Source organism: Actibacterium naphthalenivorans, assembly GCF_014196965.1.
Taxonomy (GTDB): domain Bacteria; phylum Pseudomonadota; class Alphaproteobacteria; order Rhodobacterales; family Rhodobacteraceae; genus Actibacterium_A; species Actibacterium_A naphthalenivorans.
On record NZ_JACIEQ010000005.1, the window covers coordinates 1 to 20,460 of the forward strand.

Consider the following 20,460-nt stretch of genomic DNA (forward strand, 5'->3'; position numbering starts at 1 on the left):
ACCGCCGTGCATCTCTGCGCCGCCGGTGAAGGGGTATTTACGGATTACAGCAAACACCCGCAACCCCTTTTTACAAATTCATTACAGATTTTTTGCAGAACGCCGAATTTAACGGCGCCGCGCCTCTGAATTCCCTTTGTTTACTGCTGTTGGCGCGTGCCGATCACCCGCGCGGGCGCCCCGACGGCGATGCTGAAGGGCGGAATCGCCCCCGTTACGATGGCTCCTGCCCCGATAATCGCGCCATCTCCGATTCTCGCACCGGGCAGGATGATCACCCGCGTGGCCAGCCAGACGTCATTGCCGATCACCACATCGGCCTCGTCCATCGCCTGGGCAGTCACCGGCGCGCCATCGTTGAACCGGTACCCCGCCGCCGTCACCATCACATCGGGGCCGAACAGAACATTGTCGCCGATCACGATGCGGCCGGTCCGCGGCCCCGCCCACAGGTGGCAGCGCGCACCCAGGATCATGCTGCGCCCGGCCTCGATACGCTCGGGGTTGGAGAAAACGGCGTTCGGGCTGATCCGGGCACCGCTCCCCAGTTTCATGCGCCGCAGCGGCGCCACATGGGAATAGTTGTAATAGTTGATCAGCTTCAGCGCGTGCAGATACGCGCGCGGGTCGATCACCGAGCCGATCAGGCGCAGCAGGCGCTGTGCTGTGGAAAGCCGCTTCTTGTGCGCCGGCCCGCTGTCGTTCATCGCGTGTTCATCCCGTTTTCCATGCATGCCCGTCAGGTGATGACATCCGGCACATCACGCCCTGTGCGGGAGCCGATGCCCGCCAGCGCGTCTGCCGCCGCGATCACCGGGGCCAGCGCCGTCTGCGGATCAAGCGCCATCTGCGCCGGATCGGTCTCGTACCGCTCCAGATAGACCCGCAGAGTGGCGCCCTGGGTGCCGGTGCCGGACAGGCGGAACACGATGCGCGCGCCGCCGTCGAACCCGATGCGGATCCCCTGCCCTTCGGAACGCGAGCCATCGACCGGATCGTCATAGGCGAACTCGTCGGCGCTGATCACCTTGAGGTCGCCGATGGCTTCCCCCGGAAGCGCCGCAAGCCTGCCCCGCAGCGCATCCATCAGCCCGGCGGCGGCCTCGGTGTCGATCCCTTCATAGTCGTGGCGCGAATAGTAGTTGCGCCCGTATTCCGCCCAGTGATCGGCCATGATCTGCGCCACGGACTGGCGCTTCACCGCCAGAATGTTCAGCCACAGCAAAACCGCCCAAAGCCCGTCCTTCTCGCGCACATGATCCGATCCGGTTCCCGCGCTTTCTTCGCCGCAAATCGTGGCGCGGCCCGCGTCCAGCAGGTTGCCGAAGAATTTCCAGCCCGTCGGCGTCTCGTAGCATTCGATCCCGAGCGCGGCCGCCACGCGGTCTGCCGCGCCCGAGGTGGGCATCGAGCGCGCCACCCCCTTCAGCCCGCCGGCATAGCCCGGCGCCAGATGCGCGTTCGCGGCCAGTACCGCCAGGCTGTCGGAAGGCGTAACGTAGCACCCCCGCCCGACGATCATGTTGCGGTCGCCATCCCCGTCGGAGGCGGCACCGAAATCGGGCGCGCTGTCGCCCATCATAAGATCCATCAGCGGCTTGGCCCAGATCGGGTTCGGGTCCGGGTGGCCGCCGCCGAAATCGGGCGACGGAGTACCGTTGACCACACTGCCCGCCGGCGCACCCAGCGCCTCCTCCAGAATGGCGGTGGCGTAGGGGCCGGTCACCGCGTGCATCGCATCGAAACGCAGCGTGAACCCCGAGGCGAAAAGCCTGCGGATCGCCTCGAAATCGAACAGCTTCTCCATCAGCGCCTGATAGTCGGCTACGGGATCGACCACTTCAACCGTCATCCCGCCCAGCGTTGCGGTGCCGACCGCCGAAAGATCCACGTCCTGCGCCTCGAGAATATGGTAGGCGTCGATCTGCCGGGTGGCGGCGAAGATGCGCGCGGTAACATCCTCGGGCGCGGGGCCACCATTGGCGATGTTGTATTTCACCCCGAAATCCTCGTCGGGCCCGCCGGGGTTGTGGCTGGCCGACATGATCAGCCCGCCATCCGCGCCGCGCAGCCGGATCAGGTTGGAGGCCGCCGGCGTCGACAAAAGCGCGCCCTGCCCCACGATCATCTTCGCCGCGCCGCCCGCCGCCGCCATGCGCAGGATCACCTGCGCCGCGCGATCGTTGAAATAGCGCCCGTCCCCGCCCAGAATCAGGGTCTTGCCGCTGACGCCGCCGATCCCGTTCCACACCGCCTGAATGAAGTTCTCCAGGTAATGCGGCTCCATGAACACCCGCGTCTTCTTGCGCAGGCCAGAGGTGCCGGGCTTTTGCCCTTCGATCGGCCGGGTCGCAACGGTGGTCAGCGCCATTCAGATTCTCCCAAGACTATAGATTGTACAAACGCCGCCAACGTGGCCGCCTCCTGTGACAAGGATATGCAGCGGGCCGAAAAAGGAATGCAGCGGCCCGGGCCGCCGGCAAAGTTCGTTTCTCTTAAACCAAGCACCAAATCCGAACCCTGAAAAACCGCGCCGAAACCGGACGCGCGGACGTTGTGACCCGGTTGTTGCAAGAAATCGAAGAAACTTCAATATTTTCAGCCCTGTTCCGAAGATTTCGCCAGAAATACGCCGTCGAGGCCATGCGCCGCCCGGGCGAGGGTTGCCAGGCGACGGCCCCTGTTGGCAACAGGGCGACCTGTTCGTCAGCATGCGCCATATCTCTACCGTGATGCTGTACCGCCCCTCGACAAACCGGGTTCTTTGGCTGCGCGAAGGGCCATGGTCGTCACAGCATGACGTCGACATCGTGGATGACCACACCATCGCGGCTTTCAACAACAACGTCTTTGACAAGGGATCGGGGGCACGGATTGCGGGCTCCAACAACATCATTTCCATGACTTCACCGCCGACCACACCCGAACCCTGTTCAGCGCCCTGTTCGAGGCCGAAGAGATCAAGACGATGTCGGAAGGCCTGTTCGCGCTTCTGCCCGACGGCGGCGTGATGGTCGAGGAAGAGAATTTCGGGTGCCTCCTGATCACCGACAGGGATGATAACGTGAAGGCCCGCTTCATCAACCGGGCTGAAAACGGCGAGGTCTATCGGCTGGGCGGGAGCAGAGTCATCGCCCCCTGCCCTGCGAACCGGACATCATCTCCTTGCATAATTTTTCAGGCTCATCCTGAAAAATGAGGGAATTTTCAGCATTGCCTGCGCTCAGGCCGCCTTTCATGTTCTTTCAGCGAAGTTTTCACGATTTCTTCTTCGTTCCGGCCCGGCCGACTTCTTAAGATAGCGCCGTGTACGGCAACGACGCCGAGCAATTCGGAACGACGGCGTTTCGAATACCCGCTTCAAAAAGAGCAATGGCGCTCATTCATCCGGTCATCTGGCCGGAGGATGGGCTTTTTGTATGTGGAGTAAGGCTTGGCAGAAAGTGCGCCGCAAAGCGTCCCGGACATTCCGGCAAAATCGAACGATCCGGTGATCGTCATCGGCGGCGGGCCCGTGGGGATGCGGGCGGCCAATGAGATCGCGCGGCACGGCCGCACCGTCACCGTGCTGGCCGCCGAATCCTTTCAGCCGTACAACCGCGTGAAACTGACACCGCTGCTGGCCGGCGACGTTCAGTTCGGCGAGATTGAAACTCCGAGAGCGAATGAGGGCAGCGGGCGGCTGACCTGCCGCACCGGCATTCCCGTCGTCAAGATCGACCGTGACAACCGGCGGGTACGGGGTGCCGATGGCACGCTGTGGCCCTATTCCAAACTCGTCATCGCCACCGGCTCGCACGCCTTCGTACCCGCCATCCCCGGCCATGACCTGCCCGGCGTCTATACCTTCCGCACCGCCGCGGACGCCTCGGCGCTGTTGGCGCGCAGCTTTTCGGCGCGCCGCGTCATCGTCATCGGCGGCGGGCTTCTGGGGCTGGAGGCCGCGCGCGGGATGCGCAAGCGGCAGGCGCATGTGACCGTGATCGAGCATGAGGGCCGGGTGATGCCGCGCCAGCTCGACACCGAGGCGGGCGTGCTTCTGGCCGACAAGATCAAGGCGCTCGGGGTCAGCGTCCACACCGGCGTGGCCGTGAAGCGGATCGAAGGCGCCGGCAAGGTCGAGACCGTGCATCTGGCCAGCGGCGAGGTTCTGCCCTGCGACACCGTGATCGTCTGTACCGGGGTGCGGGCCAACACCGGGCTGGCGCTGGACGCCGGCCTGCCCATCGGGCGCGGCATCGTCGTGAACGACCGGATGCAGACCGCAGATCCGGATATCTTCGCGGTGGGCGAATGCGCCGAACATGCGGGGCTTGTCTACGGGCTTGTCGGGCCGGGCTACGAACAGGCCGACACCGCCGCCGCCGTGATCGCAGGCGAGTCTGCCGCCTATGGCGGCTCTGTCCCCGCGACCAAGCTGAAGGTCATCGGCGCCGAGGTATTTTCCGCCGGGCAGATCGAACAGCTCGAGGTCGCCCCCGGCGTGCGCAGCCATGTCTGGCGGGGCGACGGGCAGTACCGCCGCATCTTCATCCGCAACGGAAAGCTGGCGGGCGCGATCGCCATCGGCGCATGGCCTCAGGCCAGCCAGGCGCAGAACGGGGTGCAGGACGGCGCGACTGTCTATCCCTGGATGCTCTACCGCTTTCGCCGCACCGGGTTGCTGTGGCCGGAAGAGGCGCTTTCGGTCACCGAGCTGCCCGCCTCGGCCACGGTTTGCAATTGCACCGGCGTCACCTGCGGTCGGCTGCGTGATAGTATGGCCGCCGGCGCGACATCCGCCGATGCGCTCAGCCTTGCCACTGGCGCCGGCAGCGTCTGCGGCACCTGCAAACCGCTTCTGGAAGAGCTGGTGAACGCCGGCGGGCCGCCCAAGCCCGTGCGCCTTTTCCGCCCGATCCTGGCGCTTTCGGCCCTCGCCGCCCTGGCCGCCCTGGTGTTGAGCGCCGCGCCGCGCGTGCCTTTTCCCGATCAGTTCACCACCGAGAGCCTGGCCCAGTGGCTGTGGCGCGACAATATCGTCAAGCAATGGACCGGCTATATCCTGCTGGGGCTGACCGTCGCCGCGCTGCTGATCGGGCTGCGCAAGCGTCTGCGCGTGATGGACAGGCTGGGCAGCTTCGATCTGTGGCGGCTGGTGCATCTGGGCATCGGCCTGCTGGCCGCCGCCGGGCTGTTTCTGCATACCGGCCTGCGCCCCGGCGCCAACCTGAACCTCGCGCTGTTCACGGCCTTCACCGCCACGGTGATCTTCGGCGCACTGTCGGGCCTGACCACGGGCGGTGATCACGCGCTGCGCGCGCGCCGCATCGGCACCGCCCGCAAACCCGCCCGCCGCCTGCCGACCTGGGTGCATATCGTGGCGGTCTGGCCGTTGCCGGTGCTGCTGCTCGTGCATGTCCTGACTGTCTATGCGTTCTGAGGGGGGATGATGACACGCAACCGCTTTCTCTGGATCCTCTGGGCGCTGGCCACGGTTCTCATCGCGGGATCGGCGCTGGCCCGGCTCTATATTGCGGGCGATCGCACCGTGCTGCTGCCCGGCCAGACGGCAGGGGCGCATCACCAGCTCGAAATCGCCTGCGAAACCTGCCACACCTCGGCGCCCTTCGCCTCTGCCGCCAAGCTGCGCAAGGACATCAACAAAACCTGCGTCACCTGCCACAAGGAAGATCTGAAAGCGGCCGATGACAGCCACCCGCTGAAGAAATTCACCAACCCGCGCATGGCCGCCTATTGGGAAAAGATTGACGGGCGGTTCTGCATCTCGTGCCATGCCGAGCATCAGCCCGAAACGACCCTGCCGATGATGCTGACCCTTCAGGGTGATTACTGCATCGCCTGCCATTCCGAAGGACAGCAGGATATCCGCAAAGACCGTGAAAGCCATGCGGAGCTGACATTCGACACCTGCGCCGGGTCGGGGTGCCACAACTATCACGACAACCGCGCGCTTTACGAAGATTTCCTGGTCAAGCACGCGGGCCAACCCTGGCTGGCCGAGACACCGGTTCACCCGGTCGAGGCGCTGGCCCGCACCCGCCCTGCCCCCGATCCGGCCGCGATCGAGGCCTATCTGGCCGGCGTCAGCGCGGCTGACGCCGCGCGCTCGGAAACCGCCGCGCATGACTGGGCCGCCTCGGCCCACGCCGGTGCCGATGTCGGCTGTGCCGGATGCCACGCCGCCGGTGCCGAAACCGACGCGCAGATCGCCGCCGCCTGGACCGACACACCGGCCGAAACCGTCTGCGCCACCTGCCACAAGGGCGAGGCGAAAACCTTTGCCCTTGGCCGCCACGGCACCCGCCGCCATCCCGAAATCGCTGAACCGCGCAGCGCGAAATCGGCCTTGAAAAAGCTGGGCTGGAAGAAACCGCCGGAAGCTTTGGTCAGCGCGCTTGACGCCTACCTCACCGATCCCGCGCCGCCCGCCGCGATGAGCGTGGCCGAGGGCCGCGTGCCACTGAAACCCGAAGCACATGGCGAGACGCTGACCTGCAGCACCTGCCACGCCCCGCACCGCCAGGATCTGGGCTTTGCCGCCGTCGGCGCCTGCGTCAGTTGCCATGATGACGACCACAGCCGCGCCTATGAGGGCAGCCCGCACCACCTGCTGTGGCAGGCCGAACTGGCCGGCGACCTGCCCCCCGGCAGCGGCGTCACCTGCGCCACCTGCCATATGCCCAAGACCAAAAGCGCGAAGGCCATCACCACCAACCACAACCAGAACGACACGCTTCGCCCGAACGAGAAGATGATCCGCCCTGTCTGCGCCGAGTGCCACGGGCTGGGTTTCGCGATTGACGCGCTGGCCGACCCGGCGCTGATCGCCAACAACTTCTCGGGCCAACCGGATCGCCACGTCGAAAGCATCGACTGGGCGGTAAACCGCGTGGAACCGCCGGAACAAGGCACCAACCAATGACCCGGCGGTCCACGCCCCTGCAACCCGAAGGAACAGGAGACTATGTTATGAACGCCAAAACGGGAAAAATCAAAGCCGCCATGCTGGGTGCGGCACTAACGCTGGGCGCCGCGCCGCAGGCGATGGCCGAAGGGATGGGCTATCAGACCGTGTCGGATCTGCTGCATCTGGTGATGAATTCCGACCGCACCGTCTATACCCGGATGATCGTCAACCGCCTTGCCAACGAGGAAGGCGTGATCAAGGCTTCGGAGCATTTCATCGACGACAAGGCGCTGGTTCTGCCCGCCCAGATGTTCCGCTTCGGCGCCGAGATGGTGGCCGAGGAAACCGATGCCTTCAGCTATTCGCTGCTGTCGCTCTGGCCGATCAACAAGCAGAACGCCCCCGCCACCCCGCTGGAGGAAGAGGGCCTGACCTTCGTCGCCGAGAACCCGGGCGAGAATTTCTATGGTGAGGAAGAGCTTGGCGGCACCACCTATTTCACCGCCGTCTATGCCGACGTGGCCGTGGCCGCCGCCTGCACCTCTTGCCACAACGACCACAAGGATTCGCCGCGCACCGATTTCGAGGGTGGGGATGTGATGGGCGGTGTGGTCATCCGCATCCCGATCGACGGCTGATGCGCGGCGCGCGCGGGTTGCACATTCTGCTGGGGCTGGCGCTTGCGCCCGCCCCGGCTGCTGCCGGGCCGGAACTGGCGGATGTGCTGTCGGACCGTGGCCTGCCGGGGTTCGTGAAGGTTGACATGCTGCCGGTTCCCGCCGAGCCGCTGCTGGTGCAGGGGCGGGCGATCTGGGGCGGGCTGTGCCAGAACTGCCACGGTGGCAACAAGGCCACCGGCGCGCCCAAGATCACCGCGACCCGCGCCTGGGCCGCCCGTATCGCCCAGGGCATGCCGGTGCTTGTCGATCACGCGATCAACGGCTTCACCGGCCCGAAATATACCGAAATGCCCGCCCGTGGCGGCAACCCCGATCTGACCGACGCCGAGGTTGCCGCGGCGGTTGCCTTCATGGTGTGGGCCAGCGGCGGGGCCGATGCGGCCCTAGCCTTCGCCGAAACACAAACCCCAACGGAATGAGAACCGACATGACCCCAGAACAAATCGAAATCGTGCAATCCACCTTCAAGAAGGTCGCGCCCATCTCCGATGCCGCGGCCGACATTTTCTATGACCGGCTGTTCCTGATCGCGCCCGACACCCGCGCCCTCTTCCCCGAGGTGATGACCGATCAGAAGAAAAAGCTGATGCAGATGATCGGCATTGCGGTGAATGGCCTGACCAACCTCGAGGCGATCGTGCCCGCCGTGCAGGATCTCGGCGCGCGCCACAACGGCTATAACGTCACCGATGCGCATTACGATTCGGTCGGGGCGGCGTTGCTGTTCGCGCTGAGCCAGGGGCTGGGCGAGGATTTCACCCCCGAGGCCGAGGCCGCTTGGGCCGAAACCTATGGCCTTCTGGCCTCGGTGATGAAAGAGGCCCAGCACGCCGCGGCCTGACCCACGGCGCGAAAGCATCCGGCCCGGTCTGCCGTCCGGGCCACCGCTCACCCCTTGCAGGCGCCTTCGCGCGAAGAGCGCCCGCAAGGGAGCGATGCACGCGGTGGCTTCTAGCGGTCCAGCCTGCCGCGCAGGAATGCGCGCAGATCGACCACGCGCTTTTCGGCCATCGACACATAGACAAAGCCCATGTTGGTACGCTCGGTGATCATCTCGCCCGGGAAGGGCAGATAGCTCAGCTCACGCGATCCGAACGAGGGCGAGGCGGTGCCGACCTGCCATTCGGTCCGCAACTCCACATCCACCAGTTTCAGCGCAGGGGTATCCCCGCCGCCGATTTCCAGCGGCACGCCGGCGATCTTCAGATAGGCCTGCTTGTCTTTCGCCGCGGTGAAGCCGTCGATGAACTGGGTGGTCAGAATCTGAAGATCCGCCGCCGCGTCGCCCGGTTCCATGTGGCTGTGCAGATGGTCGGGGTGGGCGTGGTTGTGGCCCGGCCCGTGGTGATGGGGATGCTCATGGTCGTGATGGTGCGGGTGATCAGGCGGCATCGGTCACTTCCTTTTCGCGGGGGTCGACCAGCGGCGGCCATGGGTCGCCTCGGAATAGTCGCCCATCGGCAGCGTCACCGGCTTGTCGATATGGCGCTTGTGCTTGCCCAGCGTGCCCGCCGACACCATCGAGCCCAGCACATCGACGATCACCCGCGTGCCCAGCAGCGCGGTGATGTCCGACGTGTCATAGGGCGGCGACACCTCGACCAGTTCCATTCCGCAGATGCCTTCGGCCGCGACCTTGGACGCCAGCGCCAGCGCCTCTCGCGGCAGGAAGCCGCCCGGTTCGGGCCAGCCGGTACCGGGCACGAAACCGCAATCGACGCTGTCGATGTCGAAGGACATGTAAACCATGTCCACCCCGTCCCACGCCATTTCCAGCGCCATCTCGGCGGTCTTGTCCACGCCCATCCGCTCCATATCCGACATGGTGATGATGTTGGTCTGCCGCTCGCGCGCCACCCCCACCGCCTCGCGCGGGACCTGCCAGCCGCCGATACCCACCTGCACAAGGTTCTTGGCGGGCACGTTCGGCAGGTTGGTGGCGTGGAACCACGGGGTGGTGTGCATGCGTTCGTCCAGGTCCTTTTCCTGAATATCGGCGTGGCGGTCGAAATGCACTATTCCGATCTTTTTCGACGTGCATTCCGCGATGCCGCGCACCGTGGGATAACCAATCGAATGATCGCCCCCCAGAATGATCGGCATCGACCCGCTGGAAAACACATGCGCGCAGGCGCGGCTGATCTGATCGAAGGTCTTTTCGATATTGGCGGGAATGGTGAAGATATCACCCGCGTCGCACAGGCTCATCTGTTCGCGCAGGTCGATGGCCATTTCATAGTTGTAGGGCGTGTAAAGCGCGCTGATCTTGCGGATGCCCTGCGGCCCGAAGCGGGTGCCGGCGCGATAGGTGGTGCCGCCATCGAACGGCGCGCCCAGCACGGTGGCGTCATACAGGCCGACCTCCGATACATCCTCGGCATAGGGGGCCTTCAGGAAGGTGTTGATGCCCGCGTAATGCGGCAGCTCGCCCCGCGCGAAAGTGGGGATCGACTTGTCCTCGATGCTGTCGGCGCCGGTCAGGCCCATACGCAGCGCCCATTGCTTTTCCTTCTCCCACTCGTCGCCGGGAATGTCGGCCTCGGCCTGCATCGACTTCCAGCCCTGCAGCTTCGACAGGTCCGGGTGATGAAACCGCCGCCCGCCCCGCCGGTGATCCGCCGGGTGGTGAGAGCGTGTGCGGCGCGGAACGTCAGTGAACATGGGTCTTCTCCTCAAGCATGGCGGGCGGCGGCAGGGCCACCCTTGCGTCGAAATCGTAAGTAATGGTGGCGCCGTAAGCCTCGGGGTTTTGCGGGTCCCAGCGGATCTTGTCGAAGACCAGAACCCGGTCGCCCAGCTTGAACCCCTCGGACAGATCATGGGTGACCATGAACACGGTCATGCCGGTTTCGGCCCGCATGTCACGCAGGAAATCGTGCATCTTCAGCCGGGTGCCGGGATCCAGCGCGCCGAAGGGTTCGTCAAGCAGCAGGATCTTCGGTTTCGCCGCCAGCGCCTGGGCAATCGCCAGCCGCTGTTGCATCCCGCCCGACAGCGCGGCGGGGTATTGCGCCGCCACATGGGCCAGCCCGATCCGTTCCAGCGCCAGATCCGCGCGCGCCCGCGCGTCGCGGCTGGCCTGCCCGAACAGATAGCCGGCGGCATTGGCGCCAAGCGCCTCGGCGGCCACGAGATTGTCGCGCACCGTCATGTGCGGAAACACCGAATAGCGCTGAAACACCACGCCCCGGTCGCGGTCGGGTTCACGCGCGGGCGGCGCGCCGTCGATGCGGATCTCGCCCCGCGTGGGCCGTTCCTGCGCCAGCAACAGACGCAGAAAGGTGGATTTTCCGCAGCCCGACGCACCGACGATCGAGATGAACTCGCCCTTCTCGACCGTCACCGACACGCGCTCCAGGATCGGGCGCGTGCCGTAGGACTGAAACACGTTCGACACCTCGACATAGCTCACAGCCCGCCCTCCCCGGCCCAGGGGTACAGCCGCTGCGTCAGCCGCTTGAGCAGCCAGTCGATCACGAACGCCAGCAGGGTGATCCAGATCACATAGGTCAGGATCACATCCATCGCCAGATAGCGGCGCACCAGGAAGATGCGGTAGCCCAGCCCGTTTTCGGCGGCGATCGCCTCGGCCGCGATCAGGAACAGCCAGGCCGAGCCCAGCGAAAGCCGCACCGCCTGCAACAGGCGCGGCATGATCTGTGGCAGCGCCACCCGCAGCCCGATGGCCAGCGATGTCGCGCCCAGCGTCTGCGCCTTCACGATCTGCTCGGCGGGCAATTCGGCCACCCGCTGTGAAAGATCGCGGATCAGGAACGGCGTTATGCCGATGGCGATCAGCGCCACCTTGGATACCTCGCCCAGCCCCAGCACGATGAACAGGATCGGCAGCACCGCCAGTGGCGGGATCATCGACAGAACCGACACAAAGGGCGCCAGCCCCGCGCGCACCAGCGGCAGCAGCCCGATCAGCAACCCGAAGCCAAGCCCCAGCGTGGCCGCGATGCCCACGCCAAGCGCCAGCCGCCGCAGGCTGGCGCCGGTGTCTTTCCAGAACAGGATGTCGCCCGATCGCTTGTCGGACTGGGTCAGCAACCGCTGCGCCGTTTCCACGATCTGCGTCGGCGCCGGCAACAGCTTGTCTGCCGGGTTGACCGCCCGCCGCGCCTCTGACCCGAGCGCATAGGCAATCAGCACCAGCACGAAGGGCAGGATCAGCAGAAACCCGGCCAGCGCCCGCCCCGGCCGCCGGTTGATCAGCCGCAGCGCGCCGGGCCGGGCGGGCCGGTCCGGCGCGGGGGCCAGGGGTATGGAAACCGGCGGTCTCAGAGCGCGCCGTCCGCGGCCATCTGCATGTAGGTCGTGTCGAAGCGGAACTTGACGTTGCCGGCGTCGCCGGTGGTCGATCCGTCCGGATAGGCCACACCCACGAAATCGGCCGAGGGCGCGCCCTCGCCCAGAATGCCCTTGTCGAACAGGAACTCGGTTACATTGACCATGGTTTCGGGCAGTTCGGCGCCGCTTGCAAAGGCCACCGCCGCAGCCGGATCATAGAACATCTCGGTCGAGGCAAGCTGCGCGTCATAACCCGCCAGATCGGTGCCCGAGGCGGCCGCCATCGCCTCGCGCGCGGCGATGCCCTCGGGCGTGTCGGATGACATGATCGCCATCGCCTCGTACCACGCGCCGGTCACCGCCTTGCCGAAGGCGGGGTTGGCCGCCAGGGTTTCGGTGTTGACCACCATCAGATCGATGATCTCGCCCGGAATGTCGGAACTGTCGAACAGCATGTTGGCGCCCGGCTCTTCCATGATGGCCGAGACCAGCGGGTTCCACGTGACCACCGCCTGCACGTCATCAGTGGCATAGGCGGCGATCATGTCGGCGTCGGAGGTGTTGATCACCCCGTCCAGATCGGATTCCGACAGGCCCACGCTGTCCAGCCCGCGCGCCAGCAGGTAATGCGACACCGACAGCTCGACCAGATGCACCGGCTTGCCCGCCAGATCGGCCAGCCCGCCTTCGCCCTTCAGGATCACCGCGTCATTGCCGTTGGAATAATCGCCCACGATCAGCGCCGTGGTATCGACGCCGCCGCCCGATGGGATCGACAGCGTATCCATGTTGGTCGCCGACACGCCGTCGAACGCCCCGGCGGTATATTGGTTGATCGACTCGATGTAGTCGTTGATCTGCACGATCTCGACATCGATGCCGTATTTGTCGGCCCATTTGTCCATGATGCCGCTGTCTTCGATATAGCCCCAGGGCATCCAGCCCACATAGATCGACCAGGCGAGCTTGAAGCTGTCCTTTTCCTGCGCGGACACCAAGGCGGGCGCCAGCGCAAATGCCGTGATGGCGGCTGTTCTGCTAAGTGAAAAACGTGTCATGGCAATGTCCCTTTCGCCGGAATCCATCCATGGCGCGACCGGAACACAACAAACGAGAGCACGCTTCGGCCGAACCGGTGCAGTGCTCTCCCGGGATTTTGTCCCGCCGTGTACCGACACCGTATCCGGCGCCGGCGGCATCTCTCGGACCTGCTTCGCGATGTTGCGAACGGAACCCTAGACACCCTGCACACCGCCATAATGCCCGACGCCGTGCGCCGGTAAATGCCGCAGGCGCTGCGCCCTGACGGCAGCGCGCTGATTGCGCGCTTTTTGGGCGGATTGCGGCGGAGACGCCCAATAAACCCGCCGAAGCCATGGCCGAGGGCGCGTTTTCACCATCCCGCGCCCCCGTGCCCCCGCATGCCATCGCGCGACGGCCGTTTTTCAGGACAGCCGCAGGATACACGCATAAGGCGATCCAGATTTCAGGCAAACACGCGAATTTCCGCCCTAAATTTAGGCGCTCACCTTCTCGGCCCCGACAGGGCCGGGCTTTACCTTGCCCGTCCGCGGCAGTGGCATATCCTGAAGATGCAAGCGATGTTCAGGATCCTTTGTAGCTGGCGATCTGATCTCCTCTTCCGGATCGCCTGCGTCCCGCGGCGGCACTCCTCCTCCCGGTGCCGCCGCATCGCTTTGCCGGCACTCTCTGACTATCACGATGCGCTATCAATGTCAGCGGTCAGGCAAGGAACGATGACTGCAATCAGCGGGAGCGGCCCCGCCTTTCACCCGCGAAAAGGAAGGTCGGCGCAAACACGGTAGATCGGTTCGCGAGGCTACAACCACTCATCTTTTTCGGGAATATCGACTGTGCCGCTGAGTATATCAGTGATCGGCATTCTCAAATCCGGCATTTTGCTCCATGTCTCGCTGAGTTCGGCGAACTGATCCAGGAATCTCTCGACATCGTTGAACTTCATGCTTCCGAAGTTGGATATTCTGTACTCCCACCATTTGGTGTGCAGCAGGCGCTCGATCGTCTCTTCTGGAAAGCGATATCTGATAAGGCGCGCAGGCACGCCGCCATAGACCGCATAGGGCGGCACGTCCTTTGTGACAACCGCGCTTCCGGCGATAACGGCACCATTTCCAATCTTGATTCCGCGACCAAGAACCGCGTCTCTTCCGATCCAGACGTCATTTCCGATCTCGAGCATCGGTCTTTTCAATCTTGCCGGCGAGACAGCATCCCAGTCCGGATAGCCATTCTCCCGAAGGATGTTCTTGTACCTCGGCGCATATGCAAAAACATGCGTCGTCACCCAATCCGTCGGATGGTTGTCCCCGATCAGGCGGACATTCCCCGCGATGCTGCAATATCTTCCGATGACCGCCTTGCCCAGATTGGAAGAAGAGTAGGACATGTAACCCAACGACGATGCAACAAGCGTGTCGGACATCGAAAGATGGCGTGTCAACGGCTCGACCGCTGCTCCGTCCCAGAAACGCAACCTCTTGATGCCCTGCCCCGCTCTTTGTTCGACCGGCTCGACAAGAAGCCTGGACAAACGGGATTTCTGTTTCTCGGTTAGCTCAACAACATTCACTTTATTGCCCCTTCGAAGCTTTGATTGGGGTGCCATAATAGCGGCTCGGATGCCGTCTACTTGAGGTGTCGTGAAAACAAAAGCGTTCACTGCTTTTTTTCTGAGTGATATGGATCGGGCGATCCGGCACCAAGTATCGACCCACTCCGCTCCCAAGCTCAGGCTCAAAAGGCAGAGGCTCGTTCTCGCGGGCAAAAGATGTTCGTCGGAACTCGCAATCCTCTGGCGGGCCACAGCGTGAATGCGGTAGCCCTGCTGAATGAAATCAAAGCATTGCGTGTAAAAACATGGTGCCCCCACACGGACTCGAACCGCGGACCTACTGATTACAAATCAGTTGCTCTACCAGCTGAGCTATAGGGGCGCCTTGGGGGGATTTAGCGGCCCTGAGCCCGTCGCGCAAGCCCCTCAGCGGTTGGCGCGTGCCAGCAGCAGCACCGCGATCAGCCCGACCCCGATCACCAAAAGCGCCGCGGGCGCCGCCTCGCCCAGATTTTCAAGCGAGGCCTTCTCGTAAACCCGTGTGGCCAGCGTGTTGAACCCGAAGGGGCGCAGCAACAGCGTGGCCGGCAGCTCTTTCATGCAGTCGACGAACACCAGCAGCAGCGCCGTGCCCACCGATCCCCGGATCAGCGGCAGATAAACCGACAGCAGCGTGCCACGCGCCGTCCGGCCCAGCGATCGCGCCGCCATCGGCAGGCTGGGCGTGATCCGGCCCATCGCCGAATCCGCCGCCCCCTGGGCGATGGCGAAAAACCGTACGCAATAGGCATAGACCACGGCAAAGGCCGATCCGGTCATCACCAGCCCGATGTCGATGCCGAACACGCCCTCGACCGTGTCGGCCAGAACGTGATCGGCCGCCGCCATCGGGATCAGCAGCCCCACCGCCAGCACCGCGCCCGGCGCGGCATAGCCGATGGTCGTGACCGGCAGCAGCAGCCTGGGCAGCGCGCGTTCACTCAGCCGGACGCCGTACACCAGAAACAGCGCCGCCAGCACCGTCAGGCCCGCGGACGCGCCGCCGACCCAAAGCGTATTCACCAGCGCGCGCGTCAGCCCCGGCGCGAGCCACCCGTCGGATGCCCCGATCGCATGCGACGTGATCACCCCGACCGGCAGCAGAAAGCCGAAGGCGAAGGGCAGGATGCACAGCAGCATCGCCAGCACACCCCGCAGCCCGACAAGCCGGATCTGCGCAACCGGGCGGCTGTGCCGTGACGGGTTGAAGAATTTCATCTTCCGCCGGCTGGCCTTTTCCAGCCCCATCAGCATCAGGATCACCACGAGGATCACCGTGGCGATCTGCGCCGCGCCGCCGGCGTTTCCGCCCTCCAGCCAGACGCTGAAAATGCCGGTGGTCAGCGTCTGCACCGCGAAATATTCCACCACGCCGAAATCATTCACCGTTTCCATCATCACGATGGCCGATCCGGCCGCGATCGCCGGACGCGCGAGCGGCAGCCCGACCCGCAAAAACCGCCCCCAGGCGCCGGCCCCCAGCGCGCGGGCGACCTCGTAACAGCCGCCCGATTGTTCGCGGAACGCGGCGCGGGTCAGCAGGTAGACATAAGGATAGAGCGCGGCCGACAGCACCAAAACCGCCGCCCCGCGCGACCGGATTTCGGGAAACCAGTAATCGCGCGCGCTGTGCCAGCCGAACAGCCCGCGCAGGCCGGTCTGCACCGGCCCGGCATATTCCAGAAAATCGACCAGCGCATAGGCCCCGATATAGGCCGGAATCGCCAGCGGCAGCAGCAGCAGCCACTCCAGCCAGCGCGACAGCGGAAACCGGTACATCGTGATCAGCCAGGCCGCCCCCGTTCCCACCGCGGCCGACAACAGCGCCACCGCGCCCATCAGGATGCCGGTATTCTCCAGATAGCGCGGCAGCGTGGTGTGGATCAGATGCGGCCAGACATTCTCGGCCGGGTTGAGCGCAAGCCAAAGCACCGAAACGATGGGCACCAGCACCAGAATGGAAATCAGAACCGCGCCCGCCGACCATGGATCGAAGCGAAACCGCGGGGCAGGTATCTGAGTGTTTCGCTCGACCATGCGTCCGGTCTACAGGAAAGCCATTTTACTGTCCAGATTACCTCGTATAACCATGGCAAAGAACATGTAATCGAGAAAAGAGCATATGCAGGTTGCCTATCATCTAGGGGTACAAAGCACCGATGAGGAACGGTTGCTGAAATGCCTTCTGAAGAACAAGGGCGCGCTGGCGGCCGAGGGCATCCATGTGCCCGGCCCCGGCAAATACCGGACGCTCCTGCGCGAAGCCATGGTCAGCCTGCGCGGCGCGCCGGCATCGCCGGAAATGCAGAAGTCCCTGCTTGACGCGGTGCTGGACGACAATCAGGCAGAGCGGCTGGTATTTTCCAACCAGTCCTTTATCTCGGCCCCCGCAAAGGTGCTGGAGCATGGCCGGCTCTACGCCCGCGCGGGCGAGAAAACGCAATGGTTGTCGCAGGTTCTGCCCGAGGCCGAGTACAGCTTTTTCATCGCGATCCGCAATCCGGCAACCTTCATCCCGGCTGTCTTCGGCCGGGTGGAGCAGATCGCCTTTGACGAATTCATGGGCGGGGCCGACCCGACGAGCCTGTGCTGGTCGGAGGTGATCGCCGATATCGCCGAGGCCAATCCCGGCGTACCCCTGACCGTCTGGTGCAACGAAGATACGCCGCTGATCTGGTCCGAGGTGCTGCAGGCCCTTTCGGGCCACTCACCCGAGCTGGAGATGAAGGGCAGCCTGGATTTCCCGGCCTCGATCATGACGGCCACGGGCACCACCCGGATGCAGGCCTATCTGCAAAGCCACCCGCCCGCCAACGCGGTGCAGCGCCGGCGCATTCTGGCCGCATTCCTCGATAAATTCGCCATCCCCGACGAGGTCGAGATGGAGCTCGACCTGCCCGGCTGGACCGAGGCGCTGGTCGAAGACATGACGGAACGCTACGAGGAAGACATCTTCGCCATCGAGCGGATGCCCGACGTGACCTTCATCGCGCCTTGAGGCCCCCGCGCCGGGTCACATCCCCAGCGCTTCCTTGTACATTTCCAGAACTGCTTCTTCCTCGGCGATGTCGTCACGGTCGCGTTTGCGCAGGGCGATGACCTTGCGCATCACCTTGGTGTCGTAGCCGCGGCCCTTGGCCTCTGCCATCACCTCTTTCTGCTGATCGGCGATGTCTTTCTTCTCGGCCTCCAGCCGCTCGAACCGCTCGATGAACTGGCGCAGCTCATCTGCGGTGACGCGATAGGTTGCATCGGTGACGGTATCGTTCATCTGTGGCCTCTTTCCCTGCTCGATTTCCCCTCCGATAGCCTCCGCGCCCCGCCGCCGCAAGTCCCGGCAACGCCGCTTTGGCGGCCCCCGGCCCCGCGCGTGCCGCCGCACCGCTCTTTCACTGGCGGATTCATGCCGGGCGCGGCCGGGGTTCACGCGAGTCTTACCAACATGGTTCAAACTGGGCGCGTCACCTGAACAGGAGAGTGATGATGAAAACCCTCACAGCCCCGGCGGCCCCTCGCCGCCGCCGTTTGCGCCTTCGCTTCGCACCGCTGACAGCGCTGATGCGCTGGAACGAGGCCTATCGCTGCCAACGCCAGCTCGAATCTCTGGATGACCGCATGCTCCGCGACATCGGGCTCAGCAAGGCCGAACGCGACATTTCCTTCCTGCGCCGGCACAACATCCGGCCCTATCTGTGATCGCGCGCGCCGCCGCCTCCGGCCTTGCATGAAACGCCCCGATCCGCTAGGCGCCGCACCAGAATTGCGCAAAGGAACGGACATGGACTGGTTGATCTGGCTGGGGGCGGCGGTTTCGCTTTTGGGTCTTGCGGGCCTTGTCCGCTGCATCGTGCTGGCGCTGCGGGCGCGCCGCGCGGGTCTGCCCGAAGAGGAACTGCGCGCAAGGCTGCAAAAGGTCGTGGCGCTGAACATGGGTGCGCTTCTGGTGTCGGCCCTCGGGCTGATGATGGTGATTCTGGGCATCACCCTGGGCTGACCGGCCTCAGCCGTTCAGATCCGCGAGTTTCCGGCCGTTCTTGATCAGATCGGCGAACAGCCCGGCCGGGGCCCAGAAATCGGGATCTTCTCCGGCCAGCACCTTCAGCGTCTGCATCACCGTCATCAGGCCGGTCAGATCCGCCACCATCATCGGCCCGCCGCGCCAGCGCGGAAAGCCGTAGCCGTGGATCGCCACAAGATCGACATCCGCCGGACGCCGCGCCGCGCCCGCCTGCACCAGCAAAGCGCCCACATTGGCCATCGCCGCCAGACAGCGCTGACAAATCTCTGCCTCGGAAAAATCGCGTGTCCAGGTTCCCGCGGGGCCCGACAGAACATCGCCCGGCATCAGTGTGAATCCGTAGCCGCGCAACGCCTTTTCGATCACGGCCGGCGCGGCGCCCTTGGCCATCATCTCTTCGACCGCCCAGATCATCCCGCCCCAGATCGCGCCGCCGATGCCGCCTTCTTCGGCTGGGCTGAAAACGCCGATCTTGCCCAGCCGCGCCATCAGCCGCGTGGCCGTTGCCAGCACATCGGGCGCGGCGTCCGCGCCGGTCAGCACCTCCACCAGCCTGGAGGTATGCGCCGCCCCCTGCGCCTGAAACCCCAGCGCATCGCCCGGTCGTTGCAGCCCGGTGAAATCCGGCGCCTGCCCCGGCCCCACGGCCAACGCCAAAACCGCGCCGGGGCGCATCTCTGCCTCGGCCGCCGCGGCATCGCCGGCCGGCGCCAGAATGACAAGATCGGCCTGCCCGATGGCCTCGCGCCCCGCGTCCGCCGCAAGCCGCGCGATCCGTTCGCCACGCAGCCCGTCGGCCAGCCGCCCCTTGGCGACCGCCTGGTCATAAATCTCGGCGATCTGCGCCTCGGCCGCCACCCTGTCCGCCGCGCCGGGTGTGTGCAGCGAGACCTGCAAGCCGCCATCCAGACAGCACACGGCCCAGCTCGTCATCGACGGCCCGGTTCCGATAATGGCCACACGCACGATGCCGCGCGGTTTCGCCCCTTCGGCCTCCGGCAATGTGCCGTTGTTCCGTTCGGCCATGAAAACGTGCCGCAGCGCGCGCGCGCTCGGGTCTTTCACGCAATCCTCGAACGCCGCCGCCTCGAAGGCCAGCCCGGCCTCGAACGGCAGCAGCTGCGCCGCCTCGACCGCATCGATGATACGCCCCGCCGCCGGAATAGGGTTTTGCGCCGCCTTCGAGCGGAACTGCCGGATCGTGGCCTGATACCCGGCCGCATCGGCGATCCCTGTGCGCTGATCCCGGCTTCGGCGCGGGGCGGCCCCGGCCACCTCCTGCGCGAAGGCCTGCGCCGCCGGCAGCAGATCGCCCGCCGCGACCCTGTCGATCAGGCCCAGCCGTGCGGCCTCTTCGGCGGCAACCGGGCGGCCCACCAGCATCATTTCCAGCGCGACCTTCGGCCCGACCAGCCGCGGCAGGCGCTGTGTGCCCCCCGCCCCCGGCAACAGGCCCAGCGAAATCTCGGGCAGCCCCACATGCGCGCCCGGGGCCGCGATCCGGTAATGCGCCGCCAGCGCCAGCTCATAGCCGCCGCCCAACGCGGTGCCGTTGATCGCCGCGATGACCGGCTTGGCGCACATCTCGATCCGGTCGCACAGTTCTGAAAGAGAGGGGTCTTTGGGCGCGTGTTCTAGTTCGCTGACCGACAGGCCCGCCGGAAAGGTCCGGCCCGCCGCCGTCAGAAGAATGGCCTTTACCGCAGGATCGGCGGCGGCTTTCTCGAGCGCGGCGGCTATGCCGATCCGCAGAAGGTGGCTCAGCGCGTTGACGGGCGGGTTATCCATGATGATGCGGGCGATGCCGTCCGCGTCATTTTCAAGCCTTACAAGTTGCCTCATCGCCCACACCCCTGAATCCGCACCGGCACACGGGCTTGATGCGACGGCCGGTCTCGCCGTCACACACCCGTCCTTGGCACCATTA

Annotated in this window: 21 protein-coding genes, 1 tRNA gene and 1 riboswitch; of the genes, 10 read left to right on the plus strand and 12 right to left on the minus strand. The window is 65.1% G+C overall.

All coding sequences use genetic code 11. From position 1 onward, the window contains the following. Positions 1-140: 140 nt before the first annotated feature. The gene (locus GGR17_RS20560; RefSeq protein ID WP_037210282.1) at positions 141-707 is read right to left on the minus strand and encodes an acyltransferase; all 567 of its coding nucleotides are present in this window, start codon (positions 705-707) and stop codon (positions 141-143) included. A 32-nt stretch (positions 708-739) separates the two neighbouring features. Continuing rightward, a complete protein-coding gene (locus tag GGR17_RS15365) occupies positions 740-2,371 on the minus strand; it encodes an alpha-D-glucose phosphate-specific phosphoglucomutase (RefSeq protein ID WP_054539488.1) in 1,632 nt (543 codons plus the stop codon). A gap of 55 nt (positions 2,372-2,426) precedes the next feature. On the opposite strand from GGR17_RS15365, the gene GGR17_RS20640 reads away from it, so the two are divergent. The 7 genes from GGR17_RS20640 (at position 2,427) to GGR17_RS15400 (ending at position 8,431) form a co-directional block, all read left to right on the plus strand. Further along, positions 2,427-3,011 (plus strand): arylsulfotransferase family protein, encoded by a 585-nt coding sequence (locus tag GGR17_RS20640; protein WP_369817405.1) that lies wholly within the window; start codon positions 2,427-2,429, stop codon positions 3,009-3,011. Beyond that, positions 2,969-3,199, plus strand: a complete 231-nt coding sequence (locus GGR17_RS15375) for a hypothetical protein (protein WP_054539489.1) — start codon at positions 2,969-2,971, stop codon at positions 3,197-3,199. The genes GGR17_RS20640 and GGR17_RS15375 overlap by 43 nt, the downstream gene beginning before the upstream one ends. A gap of 234 nt (positions 3,200-3,433) precedes the next feature. Continuing rightward, entirely contained in the window at positions 3,434-5,422 is a 1,989-nt protein-coding gene (locus tag GGR17_RS15380; RefSeq protein WP_054539490.1) for an FAD-dependent oxidoreductase, read from the plus strand. A 9-nt stretch (positions 5,423-5,431) separates the two neighbouring features. Beyond that, positions 5,432-6,925 (plus strand): cytochrome c3 family protein, encoded by a 1,494-nt coding sequence (locus tag GGR17_RS15385; RefSeq protein ID WP_162231828.1) that lies wholly within the window; start codon positions 5,432-5,434, stop codon positions 6,923-6,925. A gap of 47 nt (positions 6,926-6,972) precedes the next feature. Further along, positions 6,973-7,548 (plus strand): Tll0287-like domain-containing protein, encoded by a 576-nt coding sequence (locus GGR17_RS15390; RefSeq protein WP_207642712.1) that lies wholly within the window; start codon positions 6,973-6,975, stop codon positions 7,546-7,548. Then, complete coding sequence (locus tag GGR17_RS15395; protein WP_054539492.1) at positions 7,548-8,009, plus strand: c-type cytochrome; 462 nt, start codon at positions 7,548-7,550, stop codon at positions 8,007-8,009. The genes GGR17_RS15390 and GGR17_RS15395 overlap by 1 nt, the downstream gene beginning before the upstream one ends. Before the next feature lie 8 nt (positions 8,010-8,017). Then, positions 8,018-8,431, plus strand: coding sequence for a globin family protein (locus GGR17_RS15400; RefSeq protein WP_037210294.1), 414 nt, complete (start codon positions 8,018-8,020; stop codon positions 8,429-8,431). A gap of 110 nt (positions 8,432-8,541) precedes the next feature. On the opposite strand, the gene GGR17_RS15405 is transcribed toward GGR17_RS15400, so the two are convergent. From GGR17_RS15405 to GGR17_RS15440, 8 genes are all read right to left on the minus strand, one after another. Beyond that, positions 8,542-8,982: a hypothetical protein gene (locus GGR17_RS15405; protein ID WP_054539493.1), complete on the minus strand. Its 441-nt coding sequence runs from the start codon at positions 8,980-8,982 to the stop codon at positions 8,542-8,544. A gap of 3 nt (positions 8,983-8,985) precedes the next feature. Continuing rightward, positions 8,986-10,251 (minus strand): agmatinase family protein, encoded by a 1,266-nt coding sequence (locus GGR17_RS15410; protein ID WP_054539494.1) that lies wholly within the window; start codon positions 10,249-10,251, stop codon positions 8,986-8,988. Further along, positions 10,241-11,002: an ABC transporter ATP-binding protein gene (locus tag GGR17_RS15415; RefSeq protein WP_054539495.1), complete on the minus strand. Its 762-nt coding sequence runs from the start codon at positions 11,000-11,002 to the stop codon at positions 10,241-10,243. The genes GGR17_RS15410 and GGR17_RS15415 overlap by 11 nt, the downstream gene beginning before the upstream one ends. Further along, complete coding sequence (locus tag GGR17_RS15420) at positions 10,999-11,751, minus strand: ABC transporter permease (RefSeq protein ID WP_328705650.1); 753 nt, start codon at positions 11,749-11,751, stop codon at positions 10,999-11,001. Before GGR17_RS15420 ends, GGR17_RS15415 begins: the two co-directional genes overlap by 4 nt. Before the next feature lie 122 nt (positions 11,752-11,873). Beyond that, complete coding sequence (locus GGR17_RS15425) at positions 11,874-12,941, minus strand: putative urea ABC transporter substrate-binding protein (protein WP_054539497.1); 1,068 nt, start codon at positions 12,939-12,941, stop codon at positions 11,874-11,876. Between the two features lie 85 nt (positions 12,942-13,026). Further along, positions 13,027-13,133: riboswitch (guanidine-I (ykkC/yxkD leader) on the minus strand. A gap of 590 nt (positions 13,134-13,723) precedes the next feature. After that, positions 13,724-14,494 (minus strand): CatB-related O-acetyltransferase, encoded by a 771-nt coding sequence (locus GGR17_RS15430; protein WP_054539498.1) that lies wholly within the window; start codon positions 14,492-14,494, stop codon positions 13,724-13,726. A 288-nt stretch (positions 14,495-14,782) separates the two neighbouring features. Next, positions 14,783-14,858 (minus strand) — tRNA-Thr (locus tag GGR17_RS15435). A 44-nt stretch (positions 14,859-14,902) separates the two neighbouring features. After that, complete coding sequence (locus tag GGR17_RS15440; RefSeq protein WP_054539499.1) at positions 14,903-16,552, minus strand: ABC transporter permease; 1,650 nt, start codon at positions 16,550-16,552, stop codon at positions 14,903-14,905. An 85-nt stretch (positions 16,553-16,637) separates the two neighbouring features. On the opposite strand from GGR17_RS15440, the gene GGR17_RS15445 reads away from it, so the two are divergent. Continuing rightward, positions 16,638-17,513, plus strand: a complete 876-nt coding sequence (locus tag GGR17_RS15445) for a hypothetical protein (protein ID WP_054539500.1) — start codon at positions 16,638-16,640, stop codon at positions 17,511-17,513. Positions 17,514-17,528: 15 nt separating this feature from the next. Here the strand turns inward: GGR17_RS15445 and GGR17_RS15450 are convergent, their stop codons facing one another. Then, complete coding sequence (locus GGR17_RS15450; protein ID WP_037210317.1) at positions 17,529-17,786, minus strand: DUF2312 domain-containing protein; 258 nt, start codon at positions 17,784-17,786, stop codon at positions 17,529-17,531. A gap of 212 nt (positions 17,787-17,998) precedes the next feature. Between GGR17_RS15450 and GGR17_RS15455 the strand changes: the two genes are divergently transcribed. Next, positions 17,999-18,211 (plus strand): DUF1127 domain-containing protein, encoded by a 213-nt coding sequence (locus GGR17_RS15455; protein WP_157445585.1) that lies wholly within the window; start codon positions 17,999-18,001, stop codon positions 18,209-18,211. 82 nt (positions 18,212-18,293) lie between these two features. Further along, positions 18,294-18,509, plus strand: coding sequence for a hypothetical protein (locus GGR17_RS15460; protein ID WP_054539502.1), 216 nt, complete (start codon positions 18,294-18,296; stop codon positions 18,507-18,509). Between the two features lie 6 nt (positions 18,510-18,515). Here GGR17_RS15460 and GGR17_RS15465 read toward each other — a convergent pair whose 3' ends face one another. Further along, positions 18,516-20,375: an enoyl-CoA hydratase-related protein gene (locus GGR17_RS15465; RefSeq protein ID WP_054539503.1), complete on the minus strand. Its 1,860-nt coding sequence runs from the start codon at positions 20,373-20,375 to the stop codon at positions 18,516-18,518. Between the last annotated feature and the right edge of the window lie 85 nt (positions 20,376-20,460).